We start from the raw sequence: 23,858 nt of genomic DNA on the forward strand, positions 1-23,858 counted from the left end.
GAGTCAGGCGGACTGTTCTTGATGCGGAAGCTCCTGCAGCAGCGCGCTGTAGGCATCGGGATGCTGCTCACGCAGGATCTTCAACCATACCCGGGCGCCCTCCACGAAGGCATCCGGCTCCATCTTCAGATGCAGGTGAGTGACCACGGAGAAAGGGCTGTCGTACGGGAGCCGGCGAGGCTGCACGCCCTCTCCACGCGCCTGTTTCTCCAGCCCTTGCGTCTCCGAGGTATTAACGGCGTTAACGGTTCCGGCGGCAGGAGCACCCGGGGCCGTCTCACCAGCGGGGGTATTAACGGCGTTAACGGCGCCGACAGCCGGAGCGCCCGAAGCCGTCTCACTGCTGGAGGTATTAACGCCGTTAACGGTGGCGCCTTCGCCGTCTCCCTTTGCCACGGGCTGACGCCGGCGCTGACGCGGCGTCTTGGCGGCCACGATGGCCTTCTGTGCCTCGCCCGCCTGCTCCTTCTTCGGGAGTCGGCCGATCCGGCGGGCCGGTTCCACCTTCAGCTCGCCGCTCTCCACCTGCTTCTGCAGATCAGGTGTGAGCTCCAGCAGAGCCATCCGCTGCGACACCCAAGCAGGCGTCTTCCCCAGCCTCCGGGCAACCTCGCCCTGCGACCCGTGAACTTCCACGAGTCCCTGAACTGCCTTCGCCTGATCCATGGGCGGGACGTCCACCCGATGAATGTTCGCGATCAGCGCGGACTCAAGGATGTCCGCCGCGCTTGCTGCGAGTTCGTCATTGACGTCGATACGCAACTCTTCAAGGCTGGCCAGGTGCGCGGCCGCCAGGCGCCGGTTGCCGTCGATGACGACGTACTCGGCTTCACCCAGCGCCTCCTCCTGCCCAGGGTGGGCCGTCAGGAAAGCTGTCCGGCGGGCCACCGTGACGGGCTGGATCTGCCCCTTCGCGCGCAGAGAGTCCGCGGTCTCTTCGACGCTGGTGAGTTCCTCGCGCGGGTTGAACGGGTTGTGCGCCAGCAGCTTCAGCTCAACCGAGGCAGGCGGCCTCTTGCCCTCTCCGGACATGATCTGCGAGCGGGTTCGGATACGGCGCGGAGCTTCCTGCTCACCGCTCTGCGCGGTCTCGTCCACGCTGAAGCCGCGGGTGACCCGCTGCTGGCCGCTCTTCTTGCTGGTGTTCCTCATACCGCCAGTTCCTTCGCCAGGTCGCGCATCGCCTGCGCATGTTCGCTGTCCGGTGCGTACTCGAGCAACGGAATCTCACCGTCAGCGGCCTCCCGGCCCTCCTTTAGGTCACCAATCACCGCCAGGACGGGCGGGGCGGTGCTCTTCTCCCACTCGTCCTTGTTCTCCTTCACGAGCTTGCCGCGACGGCTGTCGTACGCATTGATGACCAACCCCAGGTAGTCGACCTGGATCCGGCCCTTCGCGCACAAGTCGTCCTTCTGCGACTTGAGCAGACGGAAAGCACGGTGGGATGCCTTATTGGCCCACACCGGAGTGATGACCCCCGAGCGGTCGGCAAGTTCACCTTCACGACGCCGCACGTAGTACAGAGCGGTGTCCATGTTCAGCCCGAGGCTGGGCGGGCCATCGATGATGATGACGTCGTAGTCCGCCTCCAGCGGCTCCAACGCNATGATGATGACGTCGTAGTCCGCCTCCAGCGGCTCCAACGCCCGCTCCAGAGCAGCCTCGCTGAAACTCACCTTGGACAAGACGACGTCGCGGAGGAACGCGTCGTCGGAGGCCGGCAGCAGATGCAACCGCTCACCGAAGCGCTCCTGGTCCAACGCGACCAGCAGATCGTGTATGTCGCCCTTCGCGCTGCCGTCCATGTGCATCATCAGCGTCTCGACGTCGTCCTCGTACATGAGGTCCTCGAAGCCGAGTTCAGCAGTGAGGTGGCCCTGCGGGTCGTAGTCCACGATCAGAACACGATGGCCAGCTTCCGCGAGGGCCTGCGCCATGCCGGAAGAGATGAATGTCTTGCCGACACCGCCCTTCTGGTTGGCCACTATGACCCGCACGACCGGTTGCGACACCAACGGGGTCGTAGGGGAAGGATGGTTGTCGAGCCACAGAGTCAACGCCTGTGCGAGCCCCTGCACATAGGTGATGCCGCGATCCGAGCAGACGGCCTTGAACTCGTCAGGGCCACCTACCGGGAGGAACGTCCCCCATGTCTTAGCACCCTCGGTGTCGACTTCAGGGAGGTCATCGGCTTCGTACCAGGCCTTGATGGCGTCCTCGGTTGCGTCCTGAATGTCCATTCCGTGCTCAAAGGCGCGGATCTTCAAACGCCTGCGCAGCTTGGGAGTGAGAGCAGTAATTAGCTTCTCTCGCTCTCCTCTAGGGCTCGGGATGCTCATACGGCCAAACTTTACTAGGTCTGCTTCTCGATGAGGCGTAAGCGGTCCGAACGCCACCTGTCTAGTAGCCGCCTCAACGGCGAGGCCGGGGCAGCCGACGTGAGGAGGGAAACACAAAGGTCCCTTCCGCAGGACAAGCTGTCCCGCCTCGCGTCGGCTCAGAACCGATGCTTGGGTTGCGGCCCTGTCGGCGGAGCCCGGCGTTGACACAGGAGGTGGCCATTCGCGTTGCTCTGCTCGAATCGACTTGAACGCCGGTGCACGTCCCCCGGCTGTGGTCGCGCCTGTATCCGGCGACCGGCCGCGAGGGCTACGTCCCGGTCGCGTTCGTCTTCACCGGCAAGACGGCCGCGCAGCGCGAAAGCCGCATCCGACGCTTGGAGCACGCCGCCCGCCGCTACTTCGCCGGCACCCCCTACCCGGGCAGCGAGGCGGGGATCACGGCAGTCGGCTACCACCAGGCGGTGCCCGTGGTCGTCACCGAGCTGGAGCGCATCACCACCGACCCGGCCGCAGCCGCGGGGAAGGTGTGGCGCAGGCTCGGACGGCAGGAGTGGCAGACCTTGAACGAGGCGCTGGACAACCCCGACGGCGACCGGCTGCACGCCGTACAGTCGAAGGAGGCCCACCGCCGGCGGCAGGAGCGTGAAGCAGCGGCGAAGGAGGCACGCCGCCCGGTGTGCGCCCGGTGTGGGGCGAAGTTCACCGATGAGCGCTGGGAGTACCTGCTGAGTCGGGGAAGGCTCGGGGCCGACCGTACCGACAAGCTGTGCGGGCCGTGCCTGGACGAGTACTACGCCCAGCTCGAAGCCGAGCGTGTCGCGCGGCGGCAGGCACAGGAGGACGCCGCGCGGGAGGCGGCCGAAGCGGACGCGAAGAAGGGCCGCGGCCTGTTCGGGCGTCGCCGGTAGCGCGGCACGGCGTGGGATCTGGCCTGACCCACGCCGCGCCTGCCCCCGGCCGGTTGCCGCGACGCGACGCTAACGAGGCCGGTGCTCTACGCTCCCGCCCGCTCGGTCCCGCGACCGCCTCTCCACCCGGGAGACCGGCGCGGCCGGGCGGAAAGGAATCGTCACCATGACCTTCATCGAGCCCGGCCTGCGCGTCCGCGACGGCTTCGCCGAAGGACCGCTCGCCAACGCCGCGCTGTCCCGCGCGGCCCGCGCCGGGCAGCTCCTCGACGAACTCCAGGAGCAGGCGCCCACGATGACCGACGGCCAACTGCGCGACGGCGTGTACCGGGCGCTGCGCCGCTTCACCCGGGAGCAGCCGCCCACGTGCCAGGTCGACAGCATCACCGCGCTGATCCGCCGGGGAGTGCGCATCGACTGGCCCGTCTGCGACCGTCTGCCAATCGGCTGCCGCCCCTCACTTTGAGGGCCAGGGCAGCCGGCACCCAATCGATGTGCAGGCGCTGTGGAAACTGTGGCGTCGGGTGTGAGCGAGGCGGTAGGCCATCGATGCATCGGGGAGGGTAGCGACTCCGTTCTCACGCCCGTGTTGGCCGACGTTCTTCCCCACCCCGCTGCACGCCGCATTCGGCGATCTGCCTGCCGACGAAGTGCCATGTGGGCTCTCGCTGGCCCTCAGGTACGGGCCTGCCCATCAGGCCGGCGAGCAGATCGAGGGCTTCCTGGCTAACGTAACGATCAGGGTCGGGAGACTGCAGGTGACGGCGCAGCAGGTCTGCATCCAGGCCTTGCTCCTGGAGATACCCGGCAAGTGTGCCGACCAGCAGGAAGTTGTAGGCGAGGGCGTCGGTGAGGGCGTAGAGCACCAGACGGTGCCAATCCCCCGGCTGCTCGATGTGCTGGTGTGCCGCGCGGACGGCGTCATCCAGATGTCGCTGGCTCCAGCGAACAAAGTCCTGGACGAGGGCGATCAGCTCGCCCGGTACCACCCTCGCGTTTGCCTCGCTGCTTGGCGCCCTTGCTGCGGTTCGGGCCTGGGGAGCGGGCGGGAGAGTGTTGCGGATGTCCTGTAGGGCTGCCCGACGGTTCATCCCAGTGAGACTTTCCTGCCGTCGCGCTGCGTTCTTACGTGCGTGCGATGCCATCGTGGTCCTCGTGCGCGATCCCATGACTCGGCGCAGACAGTGGCTAGCCACGAATCTCCTGCTGCGATGACGCGGCGCGTCTAGGGCCTACTAATCCTCCGGTCATGGGCCGGACGGTCTCAGCCGGGCACCGTCGCGGCAGCGTCAGGCGGCACCAGCGACCTCAACGAGCTGATGCCGCAGGGGTCACGGAACGCGAGATTAGAAGTAGGGTCCTGGCGCGTCGCGGCATGGAGGATGATCGGACCATGCCCAAGAAGCCGCCGCCCCCTACTTACGTCGACCAGCTGCTGTCCGAGCTGGTGGACATCGAGACCTCCTATGCCTCGGTCCTCAACAACTCCCAAGTGCGAGGGAGGCAGTTGGATCCAGGGGCGGTTCAGGTCCTCGGTCATCCATGGGCCTGGGTGTCGAGCACTCCCGAGGTTGAGGCCAGCCGGATGGAACTCCTGCGGCAGGTACGCGACTGGGCACCGCGGTTCCGGCTTCTCTTCCCTCATCCCACGCCAGCTGTACAGCGCAGCATGGACGACGGAATCCGCCTGCTTGAGGACTGGCTGGTCCGCGAAGGCCGAGTGAAAAACCGCGCGCCCCAGGACATCCCGGGAGCAGTGACGCGGCTACGGGAGACCATGGCCGCACTGCGTGGGCTCGTTGAGCTGCTGCCGCAGGACGACTGGCCGGTACGGCTGGTCGTTGACACAAATGCCTTGATGGACGACCCCGACGTCACGGTCTATCAGGACGCCGTTGATAGCCCGCGCTACATGGTTCACCTCCTGCCCGTGGTACTCCGCGAGATCGACGACCTCAAGCGCAACAACAACCGCCCCGAGCGCCGGGAGGCCGCGAAGAAGGCTGACCGGAGGCTGAAGGCGATGCGCGACAACGGAGACGTCCGCAAGGGTGCCCGCGTCGCGGGCGACGTCTACGCCGTCTTCGAGCACATCGAACCCCGCGCCGACGGGCTCCCCACCTGGCTGGACCTGGGCGTCCCCGACGACCGCTTCATCGCCTCCGCACTACTGCTGCAGTCCGCACACCCCGGCTGCAAGCTGTACGCCGCGACCAGTGACATCAACCTGCAGACCAAACTCGCGGCGGTCGGCCTCCCCTACGTCGAGGGTCCTGCCGCCACGTGAGCCGACGGCTGACTGCCGTCAGGACCGTTACCTGACCACCATCACTCAGGCCCGGCCTCGTTCGCTGCTACGCGGTGTCCCCTCCTGATGATCGGGGCGCTCAGCCAACCAACACGCGACCCGCGCCCGCAAGACGGCCTTCGGCCAGGGGCCGGTCCAAGATGTCGTGGGTCCCGATCCGGTGCCATATGACGTGCGGTGTACCGGCGATCTTCTCCCCGCCGTACGCCCACGTTGCGCCTCCGTCCGGCGCCCAGGTGAGCTCGTAGACGCCCGGCGCGCAGCGCACCCCCTTGATCCGTAAGCCGGGGCGGAACGGGCGGCCGGTACGCAGGTCGGGGACGAAGGCGTCCAGGACGACGCGGCGGAAGCGCCGGCGCTGGGCGGGGGGTGAGGTGCTGGAGGTCGGCGGTGAAGCGGGGGAGGGTCTCGAAGGTGGGCACGGTGGCCTCCTGCGGGCAGCACGACGAAGCCCCCGGCGGGTGCCGGGGGCTGCTGTATGCGGTGCTTCCTTGGCGCTCGGTGGCGCTCAGCGGTGTTCGTTGGTGCCGTTCGGGTCGTGTGGTGTGCGCTGCCGGAGAGCGATGACATTCGTGTCCGGCCCGGGGCCGCGTTCCGCCCGGCGGGCACCCGGGAAGAAAGTCTGGCTGCTGCTCCCGCCGGGCGGGACGTCCCGCTGATCGGCCTGTTGTGGCAGGTCCAAGCGGTGTGGCGTGGCCTGCATGATGGATATCAAGCTCGTCCGGGACGGTCAGATGTACCGCTACTACTCACGCGAGACGGTTGTCGGCGACGGCCGCCGCCCACCACGCACGCCGCTGCGCGCCGCCCAGGAGCAGGCCGGGGTCCCGGCCGGGCGATGGATGGGCCGCGGCCTTGCCACGCTCGGACTGACACCAGGCGAGGAAGTCACCGAGGCGCAGTTGCGGAACCTGTTCGGCGAGCGCGGCCGCCACCCGGACGCGGACCGGATCGAGGCCGGCCTGCTCGCCCAGGGCGCGTCGGCGAAGAAGGCGTTCAAAGCCGGTGCCCTCGGGCGCCGGGTGACGGTCACCGGTGCCGACCTCACCTTCCGGCCGCAGCCGACGATCTACCTCCTGTGGGCGCTGGGGGACGAGGAGACCCGCAGGGTGATCGAGGCCGCGCACGAGCGGGCGATCGAGCGGGTGCTGGAGTGGATCGAGGACGAAGTCGCGGTGATCCGCTACGGCAAGGACGGCATCTACCGGGTGCGGCCGCCCGGCGGTCTGGTCGCCGCCCGCTTCCGCCACTACGAAGCCCGCTCCGGGCGGCCCTTGCTCCACGACCATCTGCTGTTGTCCGTGAAGGGCCAGCGCCTGGACGGGAAGTGGGGCTCGATCCACACCACGGCCCTGCACGAGAACACCGTGGCCGCCTCCGCGCTCTACAGCGAGCTCGTGGCCGCGGAGGTCTGCGAGGCGCTGGGGCTGGCGACCGAGCCGCGCACCGTCACCCCCGGGCGCCGGCCGGTGATGGAGATCGCCGGGGTGCCCCACGAGCTGATCCGCTGGACTGCCCGGCGCAGCGACCAGATCGCCGCCTGCCTGGCCGAGCTGGAGCACGAGTACGTCACCGCCGTCGACGACGACGGCGAGCCGCGGTTCCTGCCCGTGGTCTCCGAGCGGGCCCGCGCCAGGCTGAACGCCGTGGCCGCCCGCAAGACCCGCCCGCCCAAGCAGAAGACCCGGCCGCTCGCGCAGCTGCGCGCCTGGTGGAAGACGAGCGCGATCCTCACCTCCGGTGTCGCCGCCGACGTCATCACCTCCCTCCTCGAGCACGCCCGCGCCGCAGCCGCGGCGATCCGGGCCAAGGTCGCCGCCGTGGTCGATGTCGCCCTGGCGGCCGTCGACGTCACCGCGACGGTGTTCGTGATGAACGAAGGCGGCCGCTTCCACCGCCGGCACCTGCTCGCCGAAGCCCGCCGCCATCTCGCCCTCGTCCTGCGCGGCCGCCGCCGCGAACCCCAACTGGACGAGAAGATCGTGGCCGCCGCCATCACCACCCACTGCCTGGACATCAGCGAGCCGAAGACCGTACGCGGCCTGGAGGCCGGCTACCGCCTCTACACCGCCCGGTGGGCCCTGTCCGACCTCCCCGCCCGCCGCCGCCCACCAACTCCCGCGCCAGGCCCGAACGGGCAACCCCCGGCCGACCCCGGCGAGCCGGCTGCACCCCGGCCCCCGGGCCAGGAAGCGGGGGAGTGGGAGATCCCCCGCCTCCCGCTGCAGTACGAGCGAGCCGTCCTCGCCGGTGCGGCGGTGCGGGAGAAACTGCGCACCACCGCCGCCGCTGTGCGTGGCCGGGCGTACGACGTCGCCCGGCACCAGCAGGCGGCGATGCCCGAGCAACTGCTTGCGACCGCCGTCGCCAGCCCCGGGCGCGACGACCAGGAGCCGGAGGCCGGGCCCCGGGAGGCGATCGACATGAAGGCGCTGCGGTCCTTGAGAGAGTCCCGTACGGACGTGGAAGCCCTCGATCTCACGGCCGATCGGCTGCATCACCTCCAGGACGCGTTCGCCAAAATGGCCGACAACTCCCGCGCCCGCGCGGACCTCTACGCCGAACAGGACGACGTCGACGCGCACCCGGTGCGCCAGGACGACCAGCGGGCGCACCGCCCGCAGGAGCCCGGACCGCACCGTGGCCGGGGGGCCGGCCACTGAGTGGACCCGATGCCGTGGCGCGCACCAAGAATGCAACTGCACAGTGTGATGCATTCTCGGTTAGTTAGTAATGGTTCGCCCTGTTCTGAGGTGAGGGAAGGGCGCTGGCTTAGGGGGTGGGTAGAGACAAGGGCTCATCCGGCGGGATTACGAGGGCGGGCAGGACGATTTGGCCGTCGATATAACGAGCCGTGCGGTGTTGCTGGTGCCAGGTCCGAAGACCTGCCCAGACAATGGCACGTCGAGAGGCACGGGCTCGCCGGTTCCAATCCCGGCGCTGGGCTTTCCACTGTCGGTGCTGGATCCGGTTCACCTGCATGGCTACGGCATCGGAGGACTCGCCAGGGTGCAAGGCTTCAGCGATCTTGGCGATAGCGGCCGCGATCGCGCGGATCAGCAGTATCAGCAGTATCAGCAGAAGTGCGTCCTGCATCGGTTCGCCAGCGGCCACTAACTCGGAGATCAAACCGTTCATGTCATCCTCGGGATGTCGGGGATCTTCACCTGAAGTCGCCAGCTGTAATTTAGTGAACCCGGTACCTGCCTGAGGTACGAGAAGGGCCCCCGGCCGCCGGGAGCCCCCGTAATCTCGTCAAGAAGCACTTACAACTGGGCGACCTGTCCGGGCAGTTCGGTACGCACCGGCTCAGCGGTGTCAGGCGCAAGGACTAGCCTAGGCAGTTCGACAGCAGGTGCTGGTGTGAAGAGCCCCAGCACCCACGAGAAGGTTGCATTCCATGCGGTGATGAAGACTGCTGCGAGTGTGGCGAGAAGAGGCATTTTTAGCTCCTGTTTCTGACCGGCCCGCTCCTACCCCCGTAGGGATCGGACCCGTCTTGAGACCACCCCGCGACTGTTGGCGCAGGTCGGGGCAGCCGCTCATGAGCGATTCCTTGTCGGAGGCCGCCCCGCGACTGTTGGCGCAGGTCGAGGCGGCTCATCAATTGGGACAGTGGGACGGTTCTCCCATTTGAGGGAACGGCTAGCTCCCCCCGCCCCTGTACGGACCGTGAACAATGCCCGTACGGGAGCGGGGCGCTCTAGTCCTCCCTCTCCCTTTCACGCGGCGGGTGGAATCCAAGGTGTTCGAACTTGCCGTCCTGCCAGGCTTTCTTGACCTTGCGCATGGCCTTCCACTTCAGCGTGGCGACCGCCCGCGCGGTCGTAGGTGGGTCCAGCCACTCGGCGACGACCGAGTTTTCCTCACCGAGAACCTGCGTCAGGACGTAGACATCGGCCTCGCGCTTGGACAGCACACCGGAACTGCGGATTCCCTGCACAGCCTCGATCAAGTCGTGGTTATAGGAGAGGATGCCGTTCAGCTGAGGATCGCTCAGGCTCTTCGCCTGCAGGTAGTCCAGCTTCTCGTCACCGACGAGAACTTCGATCGTGGCGCGCAACTTGCTCAGCTTGTTGGTCACACACCGGTTGAGGTACTTCTCAAGGTGTTCGACCGGACCTTTGTTCGTCAGCACGCGCTCGAAGCTGATGACGATCTTTTGCCACATGTCCTCCGCCTGCATGCGGCCGACCTGTTTGGTCATGCGTCCAAGGTGAAGAGGGCCCTGCTCTATGGCCTGCTTGAGCTGCTCGCGGGCCTCAGCCGACATGACAGGCGCAGTAACTGTCGAGACATCGGTGTCGGAATTGGTGAGCCAGTCCGCAGGACGCGACGCTTCAACTACTAGCTCGGGGGGTGCCGGGCGTTCGCCGCCGCGCATCGCTTCAGCCATCTGGTGCTCCGGAGTCGAAACGAGTGGGACACCACCTCTCAGTCAACTCGGAAGTACTTCATCACCGTCTCTGGCAAGGTTTTTTTGGCGTGTCTGGGCGTCTTCCTGGGCTCAGTGGGCTGGAAATCATCGACCACCACCGCGACCCCAGCGGCCCGACCAAGGTTCCTAGCGACGCTTGGTCGGGCCGACGGCACACCCCTTGCTCGAGTTGGTGTGGCCCGCCGCGGCTGGTCCTTCCCCTGGACCGGCCTCGCCGCCGACCGCCATCAGGTCGCGGACAAGGGGTGGGTGTTCACGATGGTCGCCACGCGCCTGCAGGAGGGGCATGCCGAGCGGCCCCGAGCCCATTGGGCGGCCTTCCCTCGCGCGGGCACGCTACTGGCCTCCCAGGGCCGGTGGAGGACGCCAACGCACAAAGGGAGAGACCGGATGATGGCCGACCACAGGCGCCCGCCGTACCCTGACCGCACCGCCGAACGGCCAGCACCGGGAGGGCTGGTCGGCCGGGCAAGCCGCCGCAGTCTCCTGCCGTCGGCGCTTGCGATCCCACTGCCGTACCCACTTCCGTGCCGGGCACGAGTGCTGACCGCATTTCCGCAGCACACCGTGGCTTTTCGGTGCGGCGACGCGTCGTCACAACCCTCTTCTCTCCTCCTCTCACTGACCAAGCCCTGGGAAATAGGTTGGGGTGGGGTGTCAGTGGTGGAGGCGATCATCGGGTTCAGGGCGCGCCTGGTGCCCTCTGCGGCCGGGCGGGACCGGCGCCCGGCCGGTGGCCGGTCGCGACGCATGGGAGGGCGGGGCTGATGGCGAAGCGCAAGACGAACGAGGCGGGATCGTCGACCGGACTGCGCGCCGATGTGCTGCGCGCGCTTGGGGTGCTCAAGGCCGCGACGGCGGATCAGATCCAGCGTTTGTCCTCACCGCACCTGACGTACCGGCACACCACGAAGAAGACGGCGGCCGCACGGAAGGAGGCGCGCACCGCCTCCCATCGCGGCGCGCTCAACGACCTGAGACGGCACGGCCTGTCCGTCGACGGCGGCCGCACCCGAGGGGGAGAGGAGGTGCGCCTGCTCACCAAGGACGGGCTGGCCGCCGCCGGGCTCGAGTTGGACCGGGGGCCGGAGGAGATGGGCGGCATGCCCAAGAGCGCCGGCCGCTCGGGTGCCTCGCACGCGATGACGGTCAACGAGACGATCCTCGCGATGATCCGCCCGAAGCCCGACCCGGACCTGGTGGCCGGTGAGCCGGCCGAAGCCGTCGCGGCCGCCCAGGCCGCGGTTGACGCGCCCGATGGGATCGGCACCATCACCTCCTACGCCACCGAGGTCGCCCTCCCGTCGACCGGCACGTGGAAGAACCCCGGCGTGGGGGGCGCGTGGGCCGACATCGTCCTCATCGCCCCGGAGGCCGGGCTGCCGCTGTTGTTCATCGAGGCCGACAACTGCACCGAGGAAGCCCCGATCATCGCGGCCAAGTTCGACAAGTACATGCGCCACTTCCACCGCAAGGCGAAGGACACCGACGGCCACGAGAAGCCGATGTGGCGCACCCGATGGTCCGCGCCCGATCTCCGGTGGGGCGACGCGACTCACCCGCCGGTCCTGCTCGTCTTCCACCAGGTCGGCAAGCGGTCCGCGCTGAAGCAGATGGAGCGGGTCGCCGACCTCACCCGCGAGCACTGGCAGGGCCAGTGGGCCGAAGGCGGGTTCCGCATCTACAACGGGAAGATGCCGATCGTGGCGACCACCCTGGACCTGCTGCGTGAGCACGGCCCGGCCGGGCCCGTGTTCTGGCGTTTCGGCCGTGAGGGCCGACAGAACCTGTGGGAGGCGATCGGCAACCCCCGCAAGGATGCCTTCCTCGCTCGCCGCTCGGAAGACGCGCGGCGCCGCCAAGCGCAGGAAGCCGCCGAACGCGAGGCTCAGCGCCCGGTGTGCGGGGACTGCGGGCAGAAGTTCACCGACGACCGCTGGAAGGCCAGCACCGCGGTCGAATGGGATCACGGGGACAGCCACCCGCATCTGTGCGACGACTGCAAGTACCGGGCGCTCGAAGCGGAGCAGCAGGCACGCGTGGACGAACGCGAGTGCCAGGAGCAGGAGCACCAGGAGCAGGAGGCAGCGCAGGCCCCGAAGGCTGGCGGCTGGCTCGGACGACGTCGGCGCAGCTGACCCGGGCAAGCCACCCCGGCAGCGCGCGGGCTTGCCCAGGGCCGCCTGGGCAAGCCCGCGTTGTCGGTGGCGGCTGCGAGGCTGGAGGACGTGGACAGCGACGAAGAGCAGCTGCTGCGCGGCCGGATCTACGGCTCCGACCACGACCACCCGGGCCCGAAGCAGGGACGGCGCTACGCCGAACTGGTGGGCGGGCCGCTGGACGGACTGCTGCTCGACATCACCGGCTGGAGGCCGGAGGAGATCAACGACGGTGTCTCCCTCCTCACGGAGCTCGGGCAGTTCGGCCCCGGCGGGCGGGCGCTGTACGACCCGCGCCCCGGCGACCCGGCCCGCTGGGACTGGGGCGGCGACAGCCCCTGACAGCCCGCCACTCGGTCGGGTGAAGTCACCGCAGCGGCGGAACTCTCCCCGGGCGCCCGGGCGTAGTGCCGTACATGGACCCGATCAACGAGGTGCACGTGAGTGAGCCGGGCCTGGTCGTCGTTGACGTCGCGGCCGCCGACGACGCCACCGCCCTGGCTTTCCAGCAGCTGCTCGCTGACCGGTGGGCGACGGCGACAGCGGAGCAGACGACCCGCGACGTGGGCGAGCCCGGTGTACGGCTGCGCTGCTACCTGGACTTGAGGCAGCCGGTCGGCTCGGATGCTTCGGCCCACGTGCCGCCGCAGGTCTTCACAGAGGTACAGCGATGACGATCGCCCGTCAGGTGGTGCGGTCCCCGGCCAGCCGTTGCTGTGCGGCGCGTTCCACGAACGGTTCCAGGCCGCTCTCGGGGTGCAGGTACACGTAGCGGTCGGCGGCGTGGATCTGCACGGCGTTGAGGCGGTCGACGAAGGACCGGGGGACGGTGAGCGTGACGTCCTCGGGGCCCAAGGACAGCAGGTGCTTCGGGCCGATGGGAAGGATGAGGGTCTGAGCGTCACCGAACGCCATGCCGTACATGGTGCGGCTTTCCTTCACGGACAGCGTCAGGGCCGGGTTGTCGCCGATCAGGAACTGGCCCGTCTCGGGCGTGATCACCTCCAGCCGCCGCGTCGACACCAGGTCCCGCATTTTGTGGAAGGTGTCCTCGATGCTGGTGCGGAAGAGCTTGCCGCTCTCGCGGTCGCGCATGATCGTGGACCGTTCGATGAGGCGTTCGGCGAAGGCGCCCAGGGCAGCCGGGCCGGACAGATACAGGCCCGTCTCGCGCAGTGCTTCAAGGCGCAGCTGCTCTGGGTACTGGGTGAGCACCTTGGCGAGCAGGCGTGTGCGGGCCCGCTCGATCGAGTCGGTGTGCACGTCGCGGTAGTGGAGCGACCGGACGTAGTGGAGCACGACCAGGTCGCGCAGCACGTCCACGTGAAGAGGGTCGGCGAACGGAGTGCCGGCGTGCACGGCGGCGAGCGCCGCAGGCACGCGCCTCTCCACGTCGCCCCACAGTGCCTCAACGGATGGGGAGTCGACGGCGACGAAGTCCTTGACCCAGCCGCATCGGCTGGTGGGCATCCGCTTGTGCACGCGTCCGGGGTTGTGCAGGTCGAACGGGAGCAGCTGGAGGCTGCCGCCCTTCGGCTCGGGCGCCGTGAACTCTGTGAGCAGGACCTGGGATATGAGGTGCTGCCGCGATGTCTGCTGTGCTGTTCCCACACGCCGAATTCTGCCAAGTGCCCCTCGCCACCCGCTCAGAGTTTCCCGGCTGCCGATCCGCAGGGTCACCGGTCAGTGCAGCCGGACCACGGTGACGACCGAGTGCCGGGTCGTGCCCGCCACGACCTCCACCACCACCACGTCACCGGCGGCGGGGGTGTAGGCGTCGCCGGCCTTCGTGGACGCCCGCCCGGCCTGGAGGACCAGGTGCGGGCCGACGACGGAGGCGAGCGCCGTGGTCAGTCGCTGGGACAGCGCGACGCATCCGTCGGGCAGCCGTACGGCGAGTGCCTTCGGATGTCGCGCGGTGCCGGTGAAGCCGACCACGGTGACGTCGACCGTGTCCGCGTGCCGGACCTTCGACCAGATCCGGCTCGCCTTGTAAGCCGAGCTGAGGGGCTTGGCCACGATCCCCTCCACGCCCGTCCCCTCAAGGGCTGTGTACCAGAGCAGAGCCTCGTCCCGGTCGGTGGTCGACCACACCGGCTCGATCGGCGGGCCGACGGCGGCGAGCACGTCCAGGAGGACCTGGCGGCGCTCCGAGTACGGGCGCGGCCGCAGGTCGAGGAAGCCCGCGGCACTGCCCTGGACCGCGAAAGGATGGGGGCATGATTCAGCTCCCCACTCTTGCCGCCGACCAGCCCGGCGACCGCGCCGCGCAGCTCGCCGTCACCCAGGCCCGGCGCTCCGAACACCCGACCCGCACGACCTGGGGGCCCTATGACGCTGCGCCCGCACATGACTACTGGGACTGGCAAGCGTTCGTCGTGGACGGCGAGGGCGACCTGTGGATCCGCCTCACCGGCGACGGTCCGCACAAGGGCGAGTGGCAGCTGCGCGGTTACAAGCTGCGGCTGCCCTTCGAAGAGAAGAGCAAGCCGGCGCCGTGGCAGGATCTGGCAGCCGCGTACGGGCCGCTCACGGACCTCCCCGGTGACTGGTACCGCGAGCGCAATGAGATCCTGGAAGCGGTCGCCGGAGCGATGAGCGACATGGACGACATCCTCTTCCACGCCTGGGGCGCCCACAGGCTCGGCACCGACCGCGAACACGGCCCGCTGGTCGACGACGACGCCAGGGACGACGACATCGTCCGCCACGCCCAGAACGTCGCCGACCGGCTGACCCAGCAAGCCGCCCGCATCCGCACGGCCCTGGCGGCAGCACACCTGGTCACGCCCTCAGAGCACACAAGCTGACCAACGACTGCGGCCCCTCCCGGCGCCGACGCAGTCAAGGGCAGCGCACACCGTCGTTCCCTAACGAAAACCGCTGCCCTTGCGGTGGTTGACCTGCGAACATCGGGCAAAGCGTTCGATGAGGCGAGGAACGATGGCTGACTTCCCATTCGGCATGAACGACTACAGCGTCGGCGTCCAGGCGCAGCAGACCGTGACCTTCACCCCGGGCTGGGACGTGCACCGCCTCGTCCTGACCTTCGACGTGACCGGCCGCGGCAACTACACCGTGGACGCGCCCTTCCTCGTCTCCGGCGACCTCTGGGTACACGACATGCCCAACCCCGCCAGCTACATCGGCGCCCTGCACGCCCCGAAGGGACCCGTTGGGCTGAAGCCGTTCACGAGAGACCTCACGCTGGAGACAACCGTGACGGACCGGCAGCTGCGCGGCCTGGAGAAGCTGCGCGCTGGCGCCGACCTGTCCCTGCGCGCTCACCTCGCCCTGACCGCCCTGGCCGAAGCGAAGCACTGGCCGGTTGCTCAGGACCAGGAGATCATCCGTATTCCGCACGCGACGTGGAGCAACGCCCTCACCCAGCTCGATGCCGGTGCTTTCGTCGATGTCCTCATCCCGATTACGACCGTGGAGGCTCGGGCCACCGGTGCACGACGGATCCGGGAAGCGAAGGCCGCGATCCGCGACGGCCGGTACGAGCACGCCGTCGCCCTCGCCCGAGCGGCTCTCGATCCCGTACGCGAGGCCTGCGACACCCACAAGGTCAACATGGAGGCGTTGAAGAAGAAGCCGGCGGAACGGGATCAGGAGGAGCGCTGGGCGGTGTTCATCCAGAGCGCCTTCAATCTCTTCAGCGGCGCCCCGCACGATGACGCGGGCACCACTGAGAACTTCACCTGGACCCGAGCCGACGCCGTCGCGGCCGTCACCGCCGCCGCAGGCATGCTCGCCCGGCTGGAAGACCTGCCGTAGCGCGCCAGCGGCCACTGCCTTCGCGGGACGCCCGTGAAGGCAGCAGGATGGTGCCATGACACCGGACGAACAGCGCCGCGCCAAACTTGCTCAGGTCGCGATCACCAGCTACCTCGGTGACCGGTTGACGGCGGCCAAGCGCAACGCCGAGCTGGCGGTCGGCACGCCGGATGCCGACCAGCGCCAGACAGAGTTGCAACAGGCCAGTGACCGGCTGACCCGGTGGCTCAAAGACCAGCAACTGGACGAAGACACCGTGCGCGAGGTGTCCGACGCGTTTCTGCAGGCGATGGAGGATGGCTACACGCTGGTCATGCGCACCGGCGGAGGCGGAGACGCCGACGTGCACTCCACCCTCCGGCAGCGAGCCGCTGTGACACGCGATTGGCTGCGCGACCAAGGCCACGATGTCCCCGACTACCCCAAAGAGCCGGGGCTGTGAGCAAGGCGGGGCTCCCGGCATCAGTGGGAGTGGGCCGGGCATAAGTCCTGCCCGGCCCACTCCCACTCCCGCACCTGCGCGCTACGCCCATCGCATGCCAATCGCGGACAGCTGCTCGCGCCGGTCCTCCGACAGCGTCGCCGCGCGCGAGCGCTGGTTCCCGATCCATGCCCCCAGACGGAACTGCAGTTCCCATCCCTCGTCCGAGAGCACGGTCTCCACGTGCTTGCGGGGGACGATCAGATGGCCCTCACGCTCATAGAACTGCTTCGCAGCGGCCAGGTTGGCGGCCCACTTGTCGGCCTGCGTACGGCGCGGCTTGGGCTTCTCTTCCTCAATGGCGGGCTCGATCCCGAGAACCTGCTCCAGCATCCACTGCTGCACCCCGGTGAGCTTGTCCCAGCCCAGACGCTGGGCACGCACCCACCGCCCGAGGTCCTCGCCCTGGCGCAGGACGTCACCCGGCTCGGTCGGCAGCGCCCCGCCTTCGTCCAGGTGCAGCCGGGTGAGGTGGAACGCCCGCTGCCACTCCACCGGCCAGGCCGGGCACCACGAGGCGTCGATCTCCTCCAGCTGCTCCCGTCGATCCTCCGACAACGCCCCGGCCACTGATCCCACCGGCAGACCCTCGGCCCGCCGCTGCTCGATCTCGGCTGCCTTGCGGGCGGCGGCCCGGGCGTTCTTGAGCCAGATGCCCACCTTGGCGCCCTGGTAGGTGGCGTCCAGTGGGGCCAGGAGGTGCCCGTTCTCGGCAGCCCACCCTCGGGCGGCGGCCAGGCTCTCCTCCCACGCGACGTCGAAGTGGGACCACACCATGCCCAACTTCTCCAGCTGTGCGATGCGGTCCTCGTCCATGTCCCCGCGGGCGTAGAAGCGGCGGGCATCCGCGATCCACTGCCCCAGCGGGAAGTTGGCCAGCGAGGCCGGCCACCCCTCAGCCTGAGCCCCCTCACCTGCGGGCATCCGGTACGTGAACGGCACCTTCAGGTCGCCCACATCACGCGCGTACAGCACGGCGGCCTCGATCCCACGGCGCCAGTGCTCGTGCTCGGGGTTGAGGACCCGCAGGTTGATGAACGCGGCCAGCGCGGCAGGGTCACGCGGCGTGGAGAACTTCAGCAGCGCCTTCGCCGGAGCCGAGGCGCCGCCCTCGCCGGTGCCCTCCTCCTTGCCCTTCTCGCGCGTCTGGACGCCCCTGGAGCGGCTTTGGGCCTGCTGCTCAGCGAGCTGCTCGACGATGCGGGCGTCGTGCGCGCGTAGGGCCTCCAAGAGTTTCGCGAGGCCGCCGAACGCCCGGCTCGTGAGCATGTTGTCCGCCGTCTCCCCGGGGCCCAGCACCACGGGCACGACCAGCGACGCCATCTTGCCCTCGCCGGGCTGCATCCGCAGCGCTCGCCCCACGGCCTGGACCAGGTCGGGCATGGAGCCGCGCACGTCCGCGAAGTACACAGAGTCACAATTTCGGGTGTCTACGCCTTCGCCCAGCACCTTCACCGAGCTCAGGAAGCCTTTCTCCACGACGGTGCCGTCCGTGGTGATCCCGTCGGCGAACTCCCCGAGAACCCGCCGCCGGTGGATCGGTTTGTGGTCACCGCACAGCCAGTCCGCCCAGACGGTGGCCGGGTACAGCTCCGGGTCCGCGTCGTGCAGCTGGGCTGCGACATCGGGAAGGCCGGCCGCGAAAGCCTCGGCTTCCTTGACCATGTGATGGAAGGAGAGTGTGCGGCGAAATCCCTCCTCCGAGGCCGCCTTCACTAGAGCCGTCTGCAGCGCGGCGAGCCGGGCCCCCCGCACCTGGTCCGACCGTCCCTCGGCACCGAGCAGCATGGCGGCCTGGAGCTGTGTGTCGGTGACGTCCACGCACACCACCTGGTACGGCGCACAGATTCCCCTGTCGATGGCCTCCGACAACGTCAGCGTGAAACACCTGCTGCCGAACGGCGAGTTGGGGTCGTCTTCCATCGAGGCCACCAATTCGCCCGGCGCGCCCTGCTCGGAGTCCTCGTCCAGTTGCCACAGCCGCGGTGTGGCCGTCATGTACAAGCGGCGCAGTGACGGGATCCGGGTGTTGTCGTGCACGACCGTCCATGGCCTCCCGATCCGGCCAGAAACCCGGTGGGCTTCATCCACGACGATCAGGTCCCACCCCGGTACGCCCCCCTGATGCGCCCGCTCAAGCGTGCCCAGCCCGAGAGAGGCGTACGTGGCAAATACGGTGACCTTTTCCAGGTGACAGGTCCACTCCACCAGCTCGTCCACGTGGGTGGTGTTCGGGAAGGACACCTCCTCCCCACGCAGCGAGGACACCCCGACCATCGGGCCCGTCCGGCCGCCAGCGCGCCAGGAAGCCTCGGTCTGGGCGAGCAGATCCAGCGAGGGCACCAGCACCAGGACCCGGCCCGCGCGAAGCTCCTCAGCGCTCCGAGTGGCCACGAGGCTCTTGCCGGACCCGGTCGCCATGATCACCTGAGTCCGGAGACCACCCTCCGGCACAAGAGATCTCGCAGGCAACTCAAGGGCGCGCAGTACCGCGTCCACGGCTTCGCGCTGATGAGGGCGTAGCTTCACGAGCCGGCCTTTCTATGCACGGGTGTGGGAACGTCGGGTCAGGTGGCGTCGTAGGCGAGTTTGGCGAGCCGCAGGGCTTCGGCCAGGCTTTCGTCGCCCTTGAGGTCAACGCTGACGCGGTATTCCCGGTGTCCGGTGGTAAGCGTGCGGGCCGTGCTGATGTTCAGGTCGCTGAGCTGCTCGTCGGTGTAGTTGAGCCGGAGGTTGATCCTGCTGAACTCGGGATAGATATAGGCGAAGCCGCCGAAGGGGGACCCCTGCTTGCGTAGCCGCAGGTAGCGGCTGTAGTCCAGCGGAGCCCCGGGTTGGGCGGTTTTGCGCTTGATACCGCGGACCACCACGTTGTTCCAGCTGGTCGTCTTCCTCATGAACTTCACGAACAGCTCGGAGGCAGGGCTGTCCTGCAGCAGTGCCCGGACGGCGCCCTGGCCCTCGTCGGGTACGCCCGGGATGTGCAACGGAAGGCCGTTGCGGACCGGGTTCGTCTGTGCGGAAGTGCGCACCACGGTCGAACCGCCGATGTGGGACTGAGTCAGCTCGTGCAGTACCTGAGACGCGTCCAGCTCCTCGGGCGTGCCTTCGAACTGGAACACGGTCAGCTTCACTGGTCCTCCTCTAACTGTAGCTACCTACCGGAAGATGCTACCTTCCTCGCCATAGTATGGCAGCTATGGGAAGCAGGGAGAGTGTGAGTGGGTCGCTGAAGGCCGCAGTGCTGACTCTGGGGTTAGCCGTCGCGGTCATTGTGTCGCTGGGTGTGGCTGCTGTGGCATGGGCTCTGGCCTACCGCGAGAACGCATCGCCTTCTGCCATGTGGGGCAGGGCGGGTATGACGTTCGTCGCTGCGATGACGCTGTTGATCGGCGTGGGCGGATTCGTACTGCTAGCGCTCACGAGCTGAGGGGGTCTCGTCGGAACGGCCCTGGATGCGGAGAAGGCGTCAGCAGTGCGGTAGCCGATGCTCACCCGGTTCAACTTGCCCGCTTCGGGGATCGCTTGTTACGCCCAAGAGGTCGCCCGTGATGGCAGTTTGAGCGGTGCATTCTCTGCGCGTGGGCGTGTCTCGCCACACAGCGGTACACCCCGCTACTCAGGTTTCGGTGATGGTGCGGTTGTTGATGTGGCGGACGGTATCTGCGGCTGTACCGCCGAGAGCAGGGTGGTCGTGGTAGGTGGCGAGCATGGCAAGGGAGGAGTGGTCACCTACGCGGGCAAGCAGGCGCAGCACCGTGGCAGTGCGGTCGTCAGGCCTGGGGTGCGCGAAGAGCGAGGTCAAGTGATCGGGGGCGGTCAGACCGTGGTGCAGCACAGTGCGAGCCTCGGCGGGGAAAGCGTCGATGATGCGGCCGAGCGCGCTGGTACGGGGATCCTGGGCGAGCATGGCCGCGTATTGGAACTGGTGCAGTGGATCGACTGCGGCGTTCAGATAAGGCCCGGCCAGCTGCTCCCACAGAGAAGCACAACGCGCGTCTCGTTCGTGTGAGCCGAGGCCGGGGCGGTGGAGCCAGAACAATATGTGGCCGTAGCAGCGCCAGGCGTCCGCGTCGGTGCTCTGGTGGCCGTCCAGGAGCGGGGGAGGCGCGGGCAAATGGGTGGCACAGCCTTCGATGCCGAGCAGATGGCAGCTCACGGCATCTCGCCAGAAGGGAGAACGCACTCGCAGGTGAGAGGCCCAGTACTGCAGGGCCGGCAGCCCGTCCGGGTGCTTGGCGCGTACCAGTTCCTTGAGGAAGACGTCCGTGAATAAGGTGGCATCCCCCTCACGTACGGCGAGAATCAGCAGCGCGCGGCGCGCGGCCGGTTCCAGAGCGTCGATCGCTTCGACGAACGGTGCAGCGACGACGTCTTCGAACTGGCTCTCCAGGATCCTCTGTGCACGGGTGTGCGCATTGGGCTGGTTCGGATTGGCGAGAAGCGAAGTGATCTCCTCTGTGACTTCGTCGGCGGCGTAAGGCGAGGTGACCTGGCCGTAGCGGTGCAGTGCCTCGACGAGCATGGTGGAGACCCACACGTCGTCGGTGCGCAGACTGTTCAGCAGCTCGATGATCTGCGCCGTGGTGACCTCGTCCGCAGTGGTGCGGACACCGGTGAGCAGATCGAGGCCTGCAAACCGCAGCTGATTGGCGCCGCTGTCCCAGGCACTGGTGAACAGCGCCGGCGCCAGCGCGGCGGCCATGGGATCATCCGTCCCTTGCAGGAGATAGCACAGCAGGACGGTCAGTCCGACGTCGCTGTCATCCAGGGATGTGATCCACTGCTGTAGTTCGTGCGCTCCTGCGGCCTGGTGACGGCTCGTCTGTCCTGGCCGCGGCCAGGACAGACGAGCCGCATCCACAATCACCGACGCAGGCAGGCGAACACCCCCGGTGGATGTCGTCGGCCCGTTCAATGCAGCGGCGATCAAGCTCGGTACTAGGTGCCGAGAGCGCCTCGCTGCCGGCGCGACGCCACGCAGGAAAGCCTGGTCGGTCTCCCGCAGAAGCCGGGCCAGTGTTCCCAGGAGGCGCCCGTCGCGGGCAGTGGTGCCGACGGCTGTGAACACTGCCTGCTCGTAACCGCTCCAGGAACGGTTCGGCCTCACGGTATATGTGCTGTCGGTGCACACCACCTTGCTGGTAGCCGCCGCCTCAGCAGCGGATTCCAGACACGCACCGGCTTCGGTCAGCACCACTTCATCGACCACCGGCCCCAAGCGCCCCCGCAACGCCTCGGTGAGCACGTCAGCGTCGGGTAGCTCGCGCAGCAGACTGCGTACCGCTTCCGGATCGTTGTGCAGCGACACTGCCCAGGCAACCAGCTCGCGACGGTGCGGCCGGTTCAGTTCACCGGCTAATTCCGGCATACTTCCGCAGCGCCACATCAAGGCCTCTGTGGCAAGCAGCCAGGCGTACAACTCGTGCCGGAACTCCACCCTGTGATGCCGCACCCGCACCACAGACGATCCCAACACCTCGTCCACCGTGCTCACTGCCGCTCCCTGTGCGGCCAGCAACTGGGCTGCGCTCCGCCGGGCTTCAGCAAGCGACAACCAACCGGTCAGCCGCTCGTCCATTAGCAGCGCCCAGCGGTGAAGCACCTGCCGCGCGAGCGTCGGCTGAGAGGTGCGCTGCAGCTGTTCACCGACACGGGCTTCCAGCAAAGCGGCCCGACCTGCTCCTGGAGGCAGGCGCTGAGCGAGCTGTGCAGCCAAGGACAACTCGAAAGCGGTATCGAACACCGCCCAGTCATCCCCGTCCGGTCCAACTACCTCCTGGCCGGCCCCATGTGAGCGAAGCAGTGCCACACGCTGCTGCGAATCCGGATCGGCTGTTCTCAGCCGGGCACCACTCAGCGCCGCGGGCACGCGCACGAACTGCTGGCTGCTGATTACCACCGTTGCTCCGACGCGGAGACACCAGGCGCCGACTTGCTGCACCAGCCGCTCCTGCAGCCGGGAGGGGCACTCGTTGACCGCATCCACGAGCAACACGGCCGGCAGCTGCCGCAGCCGGGCGGCTTGCACCAAGGCCTGTGCGCCCTGCCGGCTGAAGGGGGCCACGCACTCATCGAGGCTGTCCTCCAGGCGGCCCTCGTAGACGCTCGCCCGCAACAGGATCGCCAGCCAACCGGCCTGCATCAGCCCGAGGGCCGCGTGCGTCAGAGTATGGCTCTTGCCCATCCCCGAAGCCCCGACGACCTGAACATGACGCCCAGGCCGCATCCACGCCGCCAGCTCCGCCGATGACACCTGCTCCGTACCGTTCTGGTCCTCCAGAGTCAGCGGAACCAGCTCATGCAAGTCCTCGCTCAGATAGGTGCCTAAGTGGGCCGCATAGTCAGCCAGCTCCTGACGATCAGCCGCACTGCTGCTATCGGCCCGTTCCTGCTGAGCGGACAGCGGCCGGCAGAACACTCGCATCGTGTGCTCGCCGAAGAACCGCAGCACCAGGTCCGGCAAAGCGAACAGCATGTCGGACAGCTGCTGCCGACCCCACAGATCGATCACCAGGTCATGATGCTGCCCACGCAGCCGCGCCAGCTCTATATCGACCTTGGTATCGCGGACATCCGCCGTGGTAACGATCACCAGACGCCCCGCCCCGAAGGGCCGACTCCCCTCGGTATACGTGAGCACAGCCTTACGCAGATCAGAGACGGTGAACTTCTCGTACTTCTTCGCCTGATACACCACAGCAGAACGCGAGGCGAAGGACGCGACGACGTCGACCCCCTCCTGCGCCTGGCCACCACGCCCGAAGGGCCGGGCCTCTACGGCGTGGTCGACTCGGATTGCCAGCGCCACCACCAGATGCTCTAGTGCCTCCCAGGACAACTCCTGCGTGCGCAGCAGCAAGGGTGCCGTAGCCGTCAACGGTGACGGCACAGGCAGCGCCGAGCCTGCCTGGACATCACCGGACCCGGGAATGACGTCAGCTCTGTCATCGCTGGCCACTACGTCCTCTGCCCCTTCCTCACACACTGAAGCATGTGACTTAACGGTCTTCCCTCCTGGGCCCGCCTGGCCTTCCATAGTGCTGTGACTGCCGCTAGCCACGGGCGAAAAAACGGGTAGGACTCGGACGAACTACTGCGGCATCATACGGGAGTTGTCATTACGCCAGGAGGGGCCATGGGGAGGGCAAGCCGACGCAGGCGAGAGCTGCGTGAGTCACCGAAAACGGAAGCAGAAAGCCTCAGAAGAGCCAACCGCTATGCATATAGAGCGCAGCGGCGCGCAAGCAGGCGTGGATCCACCATGGCTGAGTATGAAGAAATGGCTGCTAAAGAGAGCAGGCATGTACTGGAAGCACTGATAGCGCGCCACAATGCCCGCATGCTGGCCATGGCAGAAATACCTCCCGAAGCCGTTAAGCCTGTGAGCCTTTTCCAACCTCATGCCGAGGCGTGATGAAGGACGAGGACGGCCTGGACGA

Annotated in this window: 22 protein-coding genes; 12 read left to right on the forward strand and 10 right to left on the reverse strand. The window is 67.9% G+C overall.

The annotated features are described in order from the left end of the window. Positions 1 to 3: 3 nt before the first annotated feature. Positions 4 to 1,152, reverse strand: coding sequence for a ParB/RepB/Spo0J family partition protein (locus KM933_RS23710; RefSeq protein ID WP_221355394.1), 1,149 nt, complete (start codon positions 1,150 to 1,152; stop codon positions 4 to 6). Next, positions 1,149 to 2,339, reverse strand: a complete 1,191-nt coding sequence (locus tag KM933_RS23715) for a ParA family protein (RefSeq protein ID WP_221355397.1) — start codon at positions 2,337 to 2,339, stop codon at positions 1,149 to 1,151. The genes KM933_RS23710 and KM933_RS23715 overlap by 4 nt, the downstream gene beginning before the upstream one ends. Positions 2,340 to 2,596: 257 nt before the next feature. Between KM933_RS23715 and KM933_RS23720 the strand changes: the two genes are divergently transcribed. Next, entirely contained in the window at positions 2,597 to 3,250 is a 654-nt protein-coding gene (locus tag KM933_RS23720; protein ID WP_221355399.1) for a hypothetical protein, read from the forward strand. Positions 3,251 to 3,416: 166 nt separating this feature from the next. After that, on the forward strand, positions 3,417 to 3,716 hold the full coding sequence (locus KM933_RS23725; RefSeq protein ID WP_221355401.1) for a hypothetical protein: 300 nt from the start codon (positions 3,417 to 3,419) through the stop codon (positions 3,714 to 3,716). Between the two features lie 112 nt (positions 3,717 to 3,828). Here the strand turns inward: KM933_RS23725 and KM933_RS23730 are convergent, their stop codons facing one another. Then, positions 3,829 to 4,239 carry a hypothetical protein gene (locus tag KM933_RS23730; protein ID WP_221355403.1) on the reverse strand — a complete coding sequence of 137 codons (411 nt, stop codon included), beginning with the start codon at positions 4,237 to 4,239 and terminating at the stop codon, positions 3,829 to 3,831. 404 nt (positions 4,240 to 4,643) lie between these two features. On the opposite strand from KM933_RS23730, the gene KM933_RS23735 reads away from it, so the two are divergent. Together KM933_RS23735 and mobF are read left to right on the forward strand one after the other, a co-directional pair. Further along, positions 4,644 to 5,537: a PIN domain-containing protein gene (locus KM933_RS23735; RefSeq protein ID WP_221355406.1), complete on the forward strand. Its 894-nt coding sequence runs from the start codon at positions 4,644 to 4,646 to the stop codon at positions 5,535 to 5,537. Positions 5,538 to 6,259: 722 nt separating this feature from the next. Continuing rightward, a complete protein-coding gene (gene mobF, locus KM933_RS23740) occupies positions 6,260 to 8,221 on the forward strand; it encodes a MobF family relaxase (RefSeq protein WP_221355408.1) in 1,962 nt (653 codons plus the stop codon). A gap of 109 nt (positions 8,222 to 8,330) precedes the next feature. On the opposite strand, the gene KM933_RS23745 is transcribed toward mobF, so the two are convergent. Together KM933_RS23745 and KM933_RS23750 are read right to left on the reverse strand one after the other, a co-directional pair. Then, a complete protein-coding gene (locus tag KM933_RS23745) occupies positions 8,331 to 8,696 on the reverse strand; it encodes a hypothetical protein (protein WP_221355410.1) in 366 nt (121 codons plus the stop codon). 565 nt (positions 8,697 to 9,261) lie between these two features. Next, positions 9,262 to 9,954, reverse strand: a complete 693-nt coding sequence (locus KM933_RS23750; RefSeq protein ID WP_221355412.1) for a hypothetical protein — start codon at positions 9,952 to 9,954, stop codon at positions 9,262 to 9,264. A gap of 809 nt (positions 9,955 to 10,763) precedes the next feature. On the opposite strand from KM933_RS23750, the gene KM933_RS23755 reads away from it, so the two are divergent. The 3 genes from KM933_RS23755 (at position 10,764) to KM933_RS23765 (ending at position 12,829) form a co-directional block, all read left to right on the forward strand. Beyond that, complete coding sequence (locus KM933_RS23755; RefSeq protein WP_221355414.1) at positions 10,764 to 12,134, forward strand: replication-relaxation family protein; 1,371 nt, start codon at positions 10,764 to 10,766, stop codon at positions 12,132 to 12,134. A gap of 90 nt (positions 12,135 to 12,224) precedes the next feature. Continuing rightward, on the forward strand, positions 12,225 to 12,497 hold the full coding sequence (locus tag KM933_RS23760; protein ID WP_221355416.1) for a hypothetical protein: 273 nt from the start codon (positions 12,225 to 12,227) through the stop codon (positions 12,495 to 12,497). Between the two features lie 74 nt (positions 12,498 to 12,571). Then, the gene (locus tag KM933_RS23765; protein ID WP_221355417.1) at positions 12,572 to 12,829 is read left to right on the forward strand and encodes a DUF6207 family protein; all 258 of its coding nucleotides are present in this window, start codon (positions 12,572 to 12,574) and stop codon (positions 12,827 to 12,829) included. 10 nt (positions 12,830 to 12,839) lie between these two features. Here the strand turns inward: KM933_RS23765 and KM933_RS23770 are convergent, their stop codons facing one another. Then, a complete protein-coding gene (locus tag KM933_RS23770) occupies positions 12,840 to 13,766 on the reverse strand; it encodes a DUF4238 domain-containing protein (RefSeq protein WP_221355420.1) in 927 nt (308 codons plus the stop codon). Between the two features lie 72 nt (positions 13,767 to 13,838). After that, a complete protein-coding gene (locus KM933_RS23775; protein WP_221355422.1) occupies positions 13,839 to 14,282 on the reverse strand; it encodes a DNA ligase-like domain-containing protein in 444 nt (147 codons plus the stop codon). A 92-nt stretch (positions 14,283 to 14,374) separates the two neighbouring features. Here KM933_RS23775 and KM933_RS23780 point away from each other — a divergent pair, with 92 nt between their 5' ends. The 3 genes from KM933_RS23780 to KM933_RS23790 all read left to right on the forward strand — a co-directional run bounded on the left by KM933_RS23780 (position 14,375) and on the right by KM933_RS23790 (position 16,377). After that, positions 14,375 to 14,965, forward strand: coding sequence for a hypothetical protein (locus KM933_RS23780; protein ID WP_221355424.1), 591 nt, complete (start codon positions 14,375 to 14,377; stop codon positions 14,963 to 14,965). 133 nt (positions 14,966 to 15,098) lie between these two features. Beyond that, a complete protein-coding gene (locus tag KM933_RS23785; RefSeq protein ID WP_221355426.1) occupies positions 15,099 to 15,935 on the forward strand; it encodes a hypothetical protein in 837 nt (278 codons plus the stop codon). A 55-nt stretch (positions 15,936 to 15,990) separates the two neighbouring features. Further along, positions 15,991 to 16,377, forward strand: coding sequence for a hypothetical protein (locus tag KM933_RS23790; RefSeq protein ID WP_221355427.1), 387 nt, complete (start codon positions 15,991 to 15,993; stop codon positions 16,375 to 16,377). Positions 16,378 to 16,458: 81 nt separating this feature from the next. On the opposite strand, the gene KM933_RS23795 is transcribed toward KM933_RS23790, so the two are convergent. Together KM933_RS23795 and KM933_RS23800 are read right to left on the reverse strand one after the other, a co-directional pair. Further along, the gene (locus KM933_RS23795) at positions 16,459 to 18,945 is read right to left on the reverse strand and encodes a DEAD/DEAH box helicase (RefSeq protein WP_221355429.1); all 2,487 of its coding nucleotides are present in this window, start codon (positions 18,943 to 18,945) and stop codon (positions 16,459 to 16,461) included. A gap of 38 nt (positions 18,946 to 18,983) precedes the next feature. Beyond that, entirely contained in the window at positions 18,984 to 19,550 is a 567-nt protein-coding gene (locus KM933_RS23800; protein ID WP_221355430.1) for a hypothetical protein, read from the reverse strand. A 65-nt stretch (positions 19,551 to 19,615) separates the two neighbouring features. On the opposite strand from KM933_RS23800, the gene KM933_RS23805 reads away from it, so the two are divergent. After that, on the forward strand, positions 19,616 to 19,846 hold the full coding sequence (locus tag KM933_RS23805) for a hypothetical protein (protein ID WP_221355432.1): 231 nt from the start codon (positions 19,616 to 19,618) through the stop codon (positions 19,844 to 19,846). Positions 19,847 to 20,035: 189 nt separating this feature from the next. Here KM933_RS23805 and KM933_RS23810 read toward each other — a convergent pair whose 3' ends face one another. After that, positions 20,036 to 23,377, reverse strand: a complete 3,342-nt coding sequence (locus tag KM933_RS23810) for an NACHT domain-containing protein (protein ID WP_221355434.1) — start codon at positions 23,375 to 23,377, stop codon at positions 20,036 to 20,038. A gap of 303 nt (positions 23,378 to 23,680) precedes the next feature. Between KM933_RS23810 and KM933_RS23815 the strand changes: the two genes are divergently transcribed. Continuing rightward, the gene (locus KM933_RS23815; RefSeq protein WP_221355436.1) at positions 23,681 to 23,833 is read left to right on the forward strand and encodes a hypothetical protein; all 153 of its coding nucleotides are present in this window, start codon (positions 23,681 to 23,683) and stop codon (positions 23,831 to 23,833) included. Positions 23,834 to 23,858 lie beyond the last annotated feature (25 nt).

Source organism: Streptomyces beigongshangae (genome assembly GCF_019710745.1).
GTDB classification, from domain to species: domain Bacteria; phylum Actinomycetota; class Actinomycetes; order Streptomycetales; family Streptomycetaceae; genus Streptomyces; species Streptomyces beigongshangae.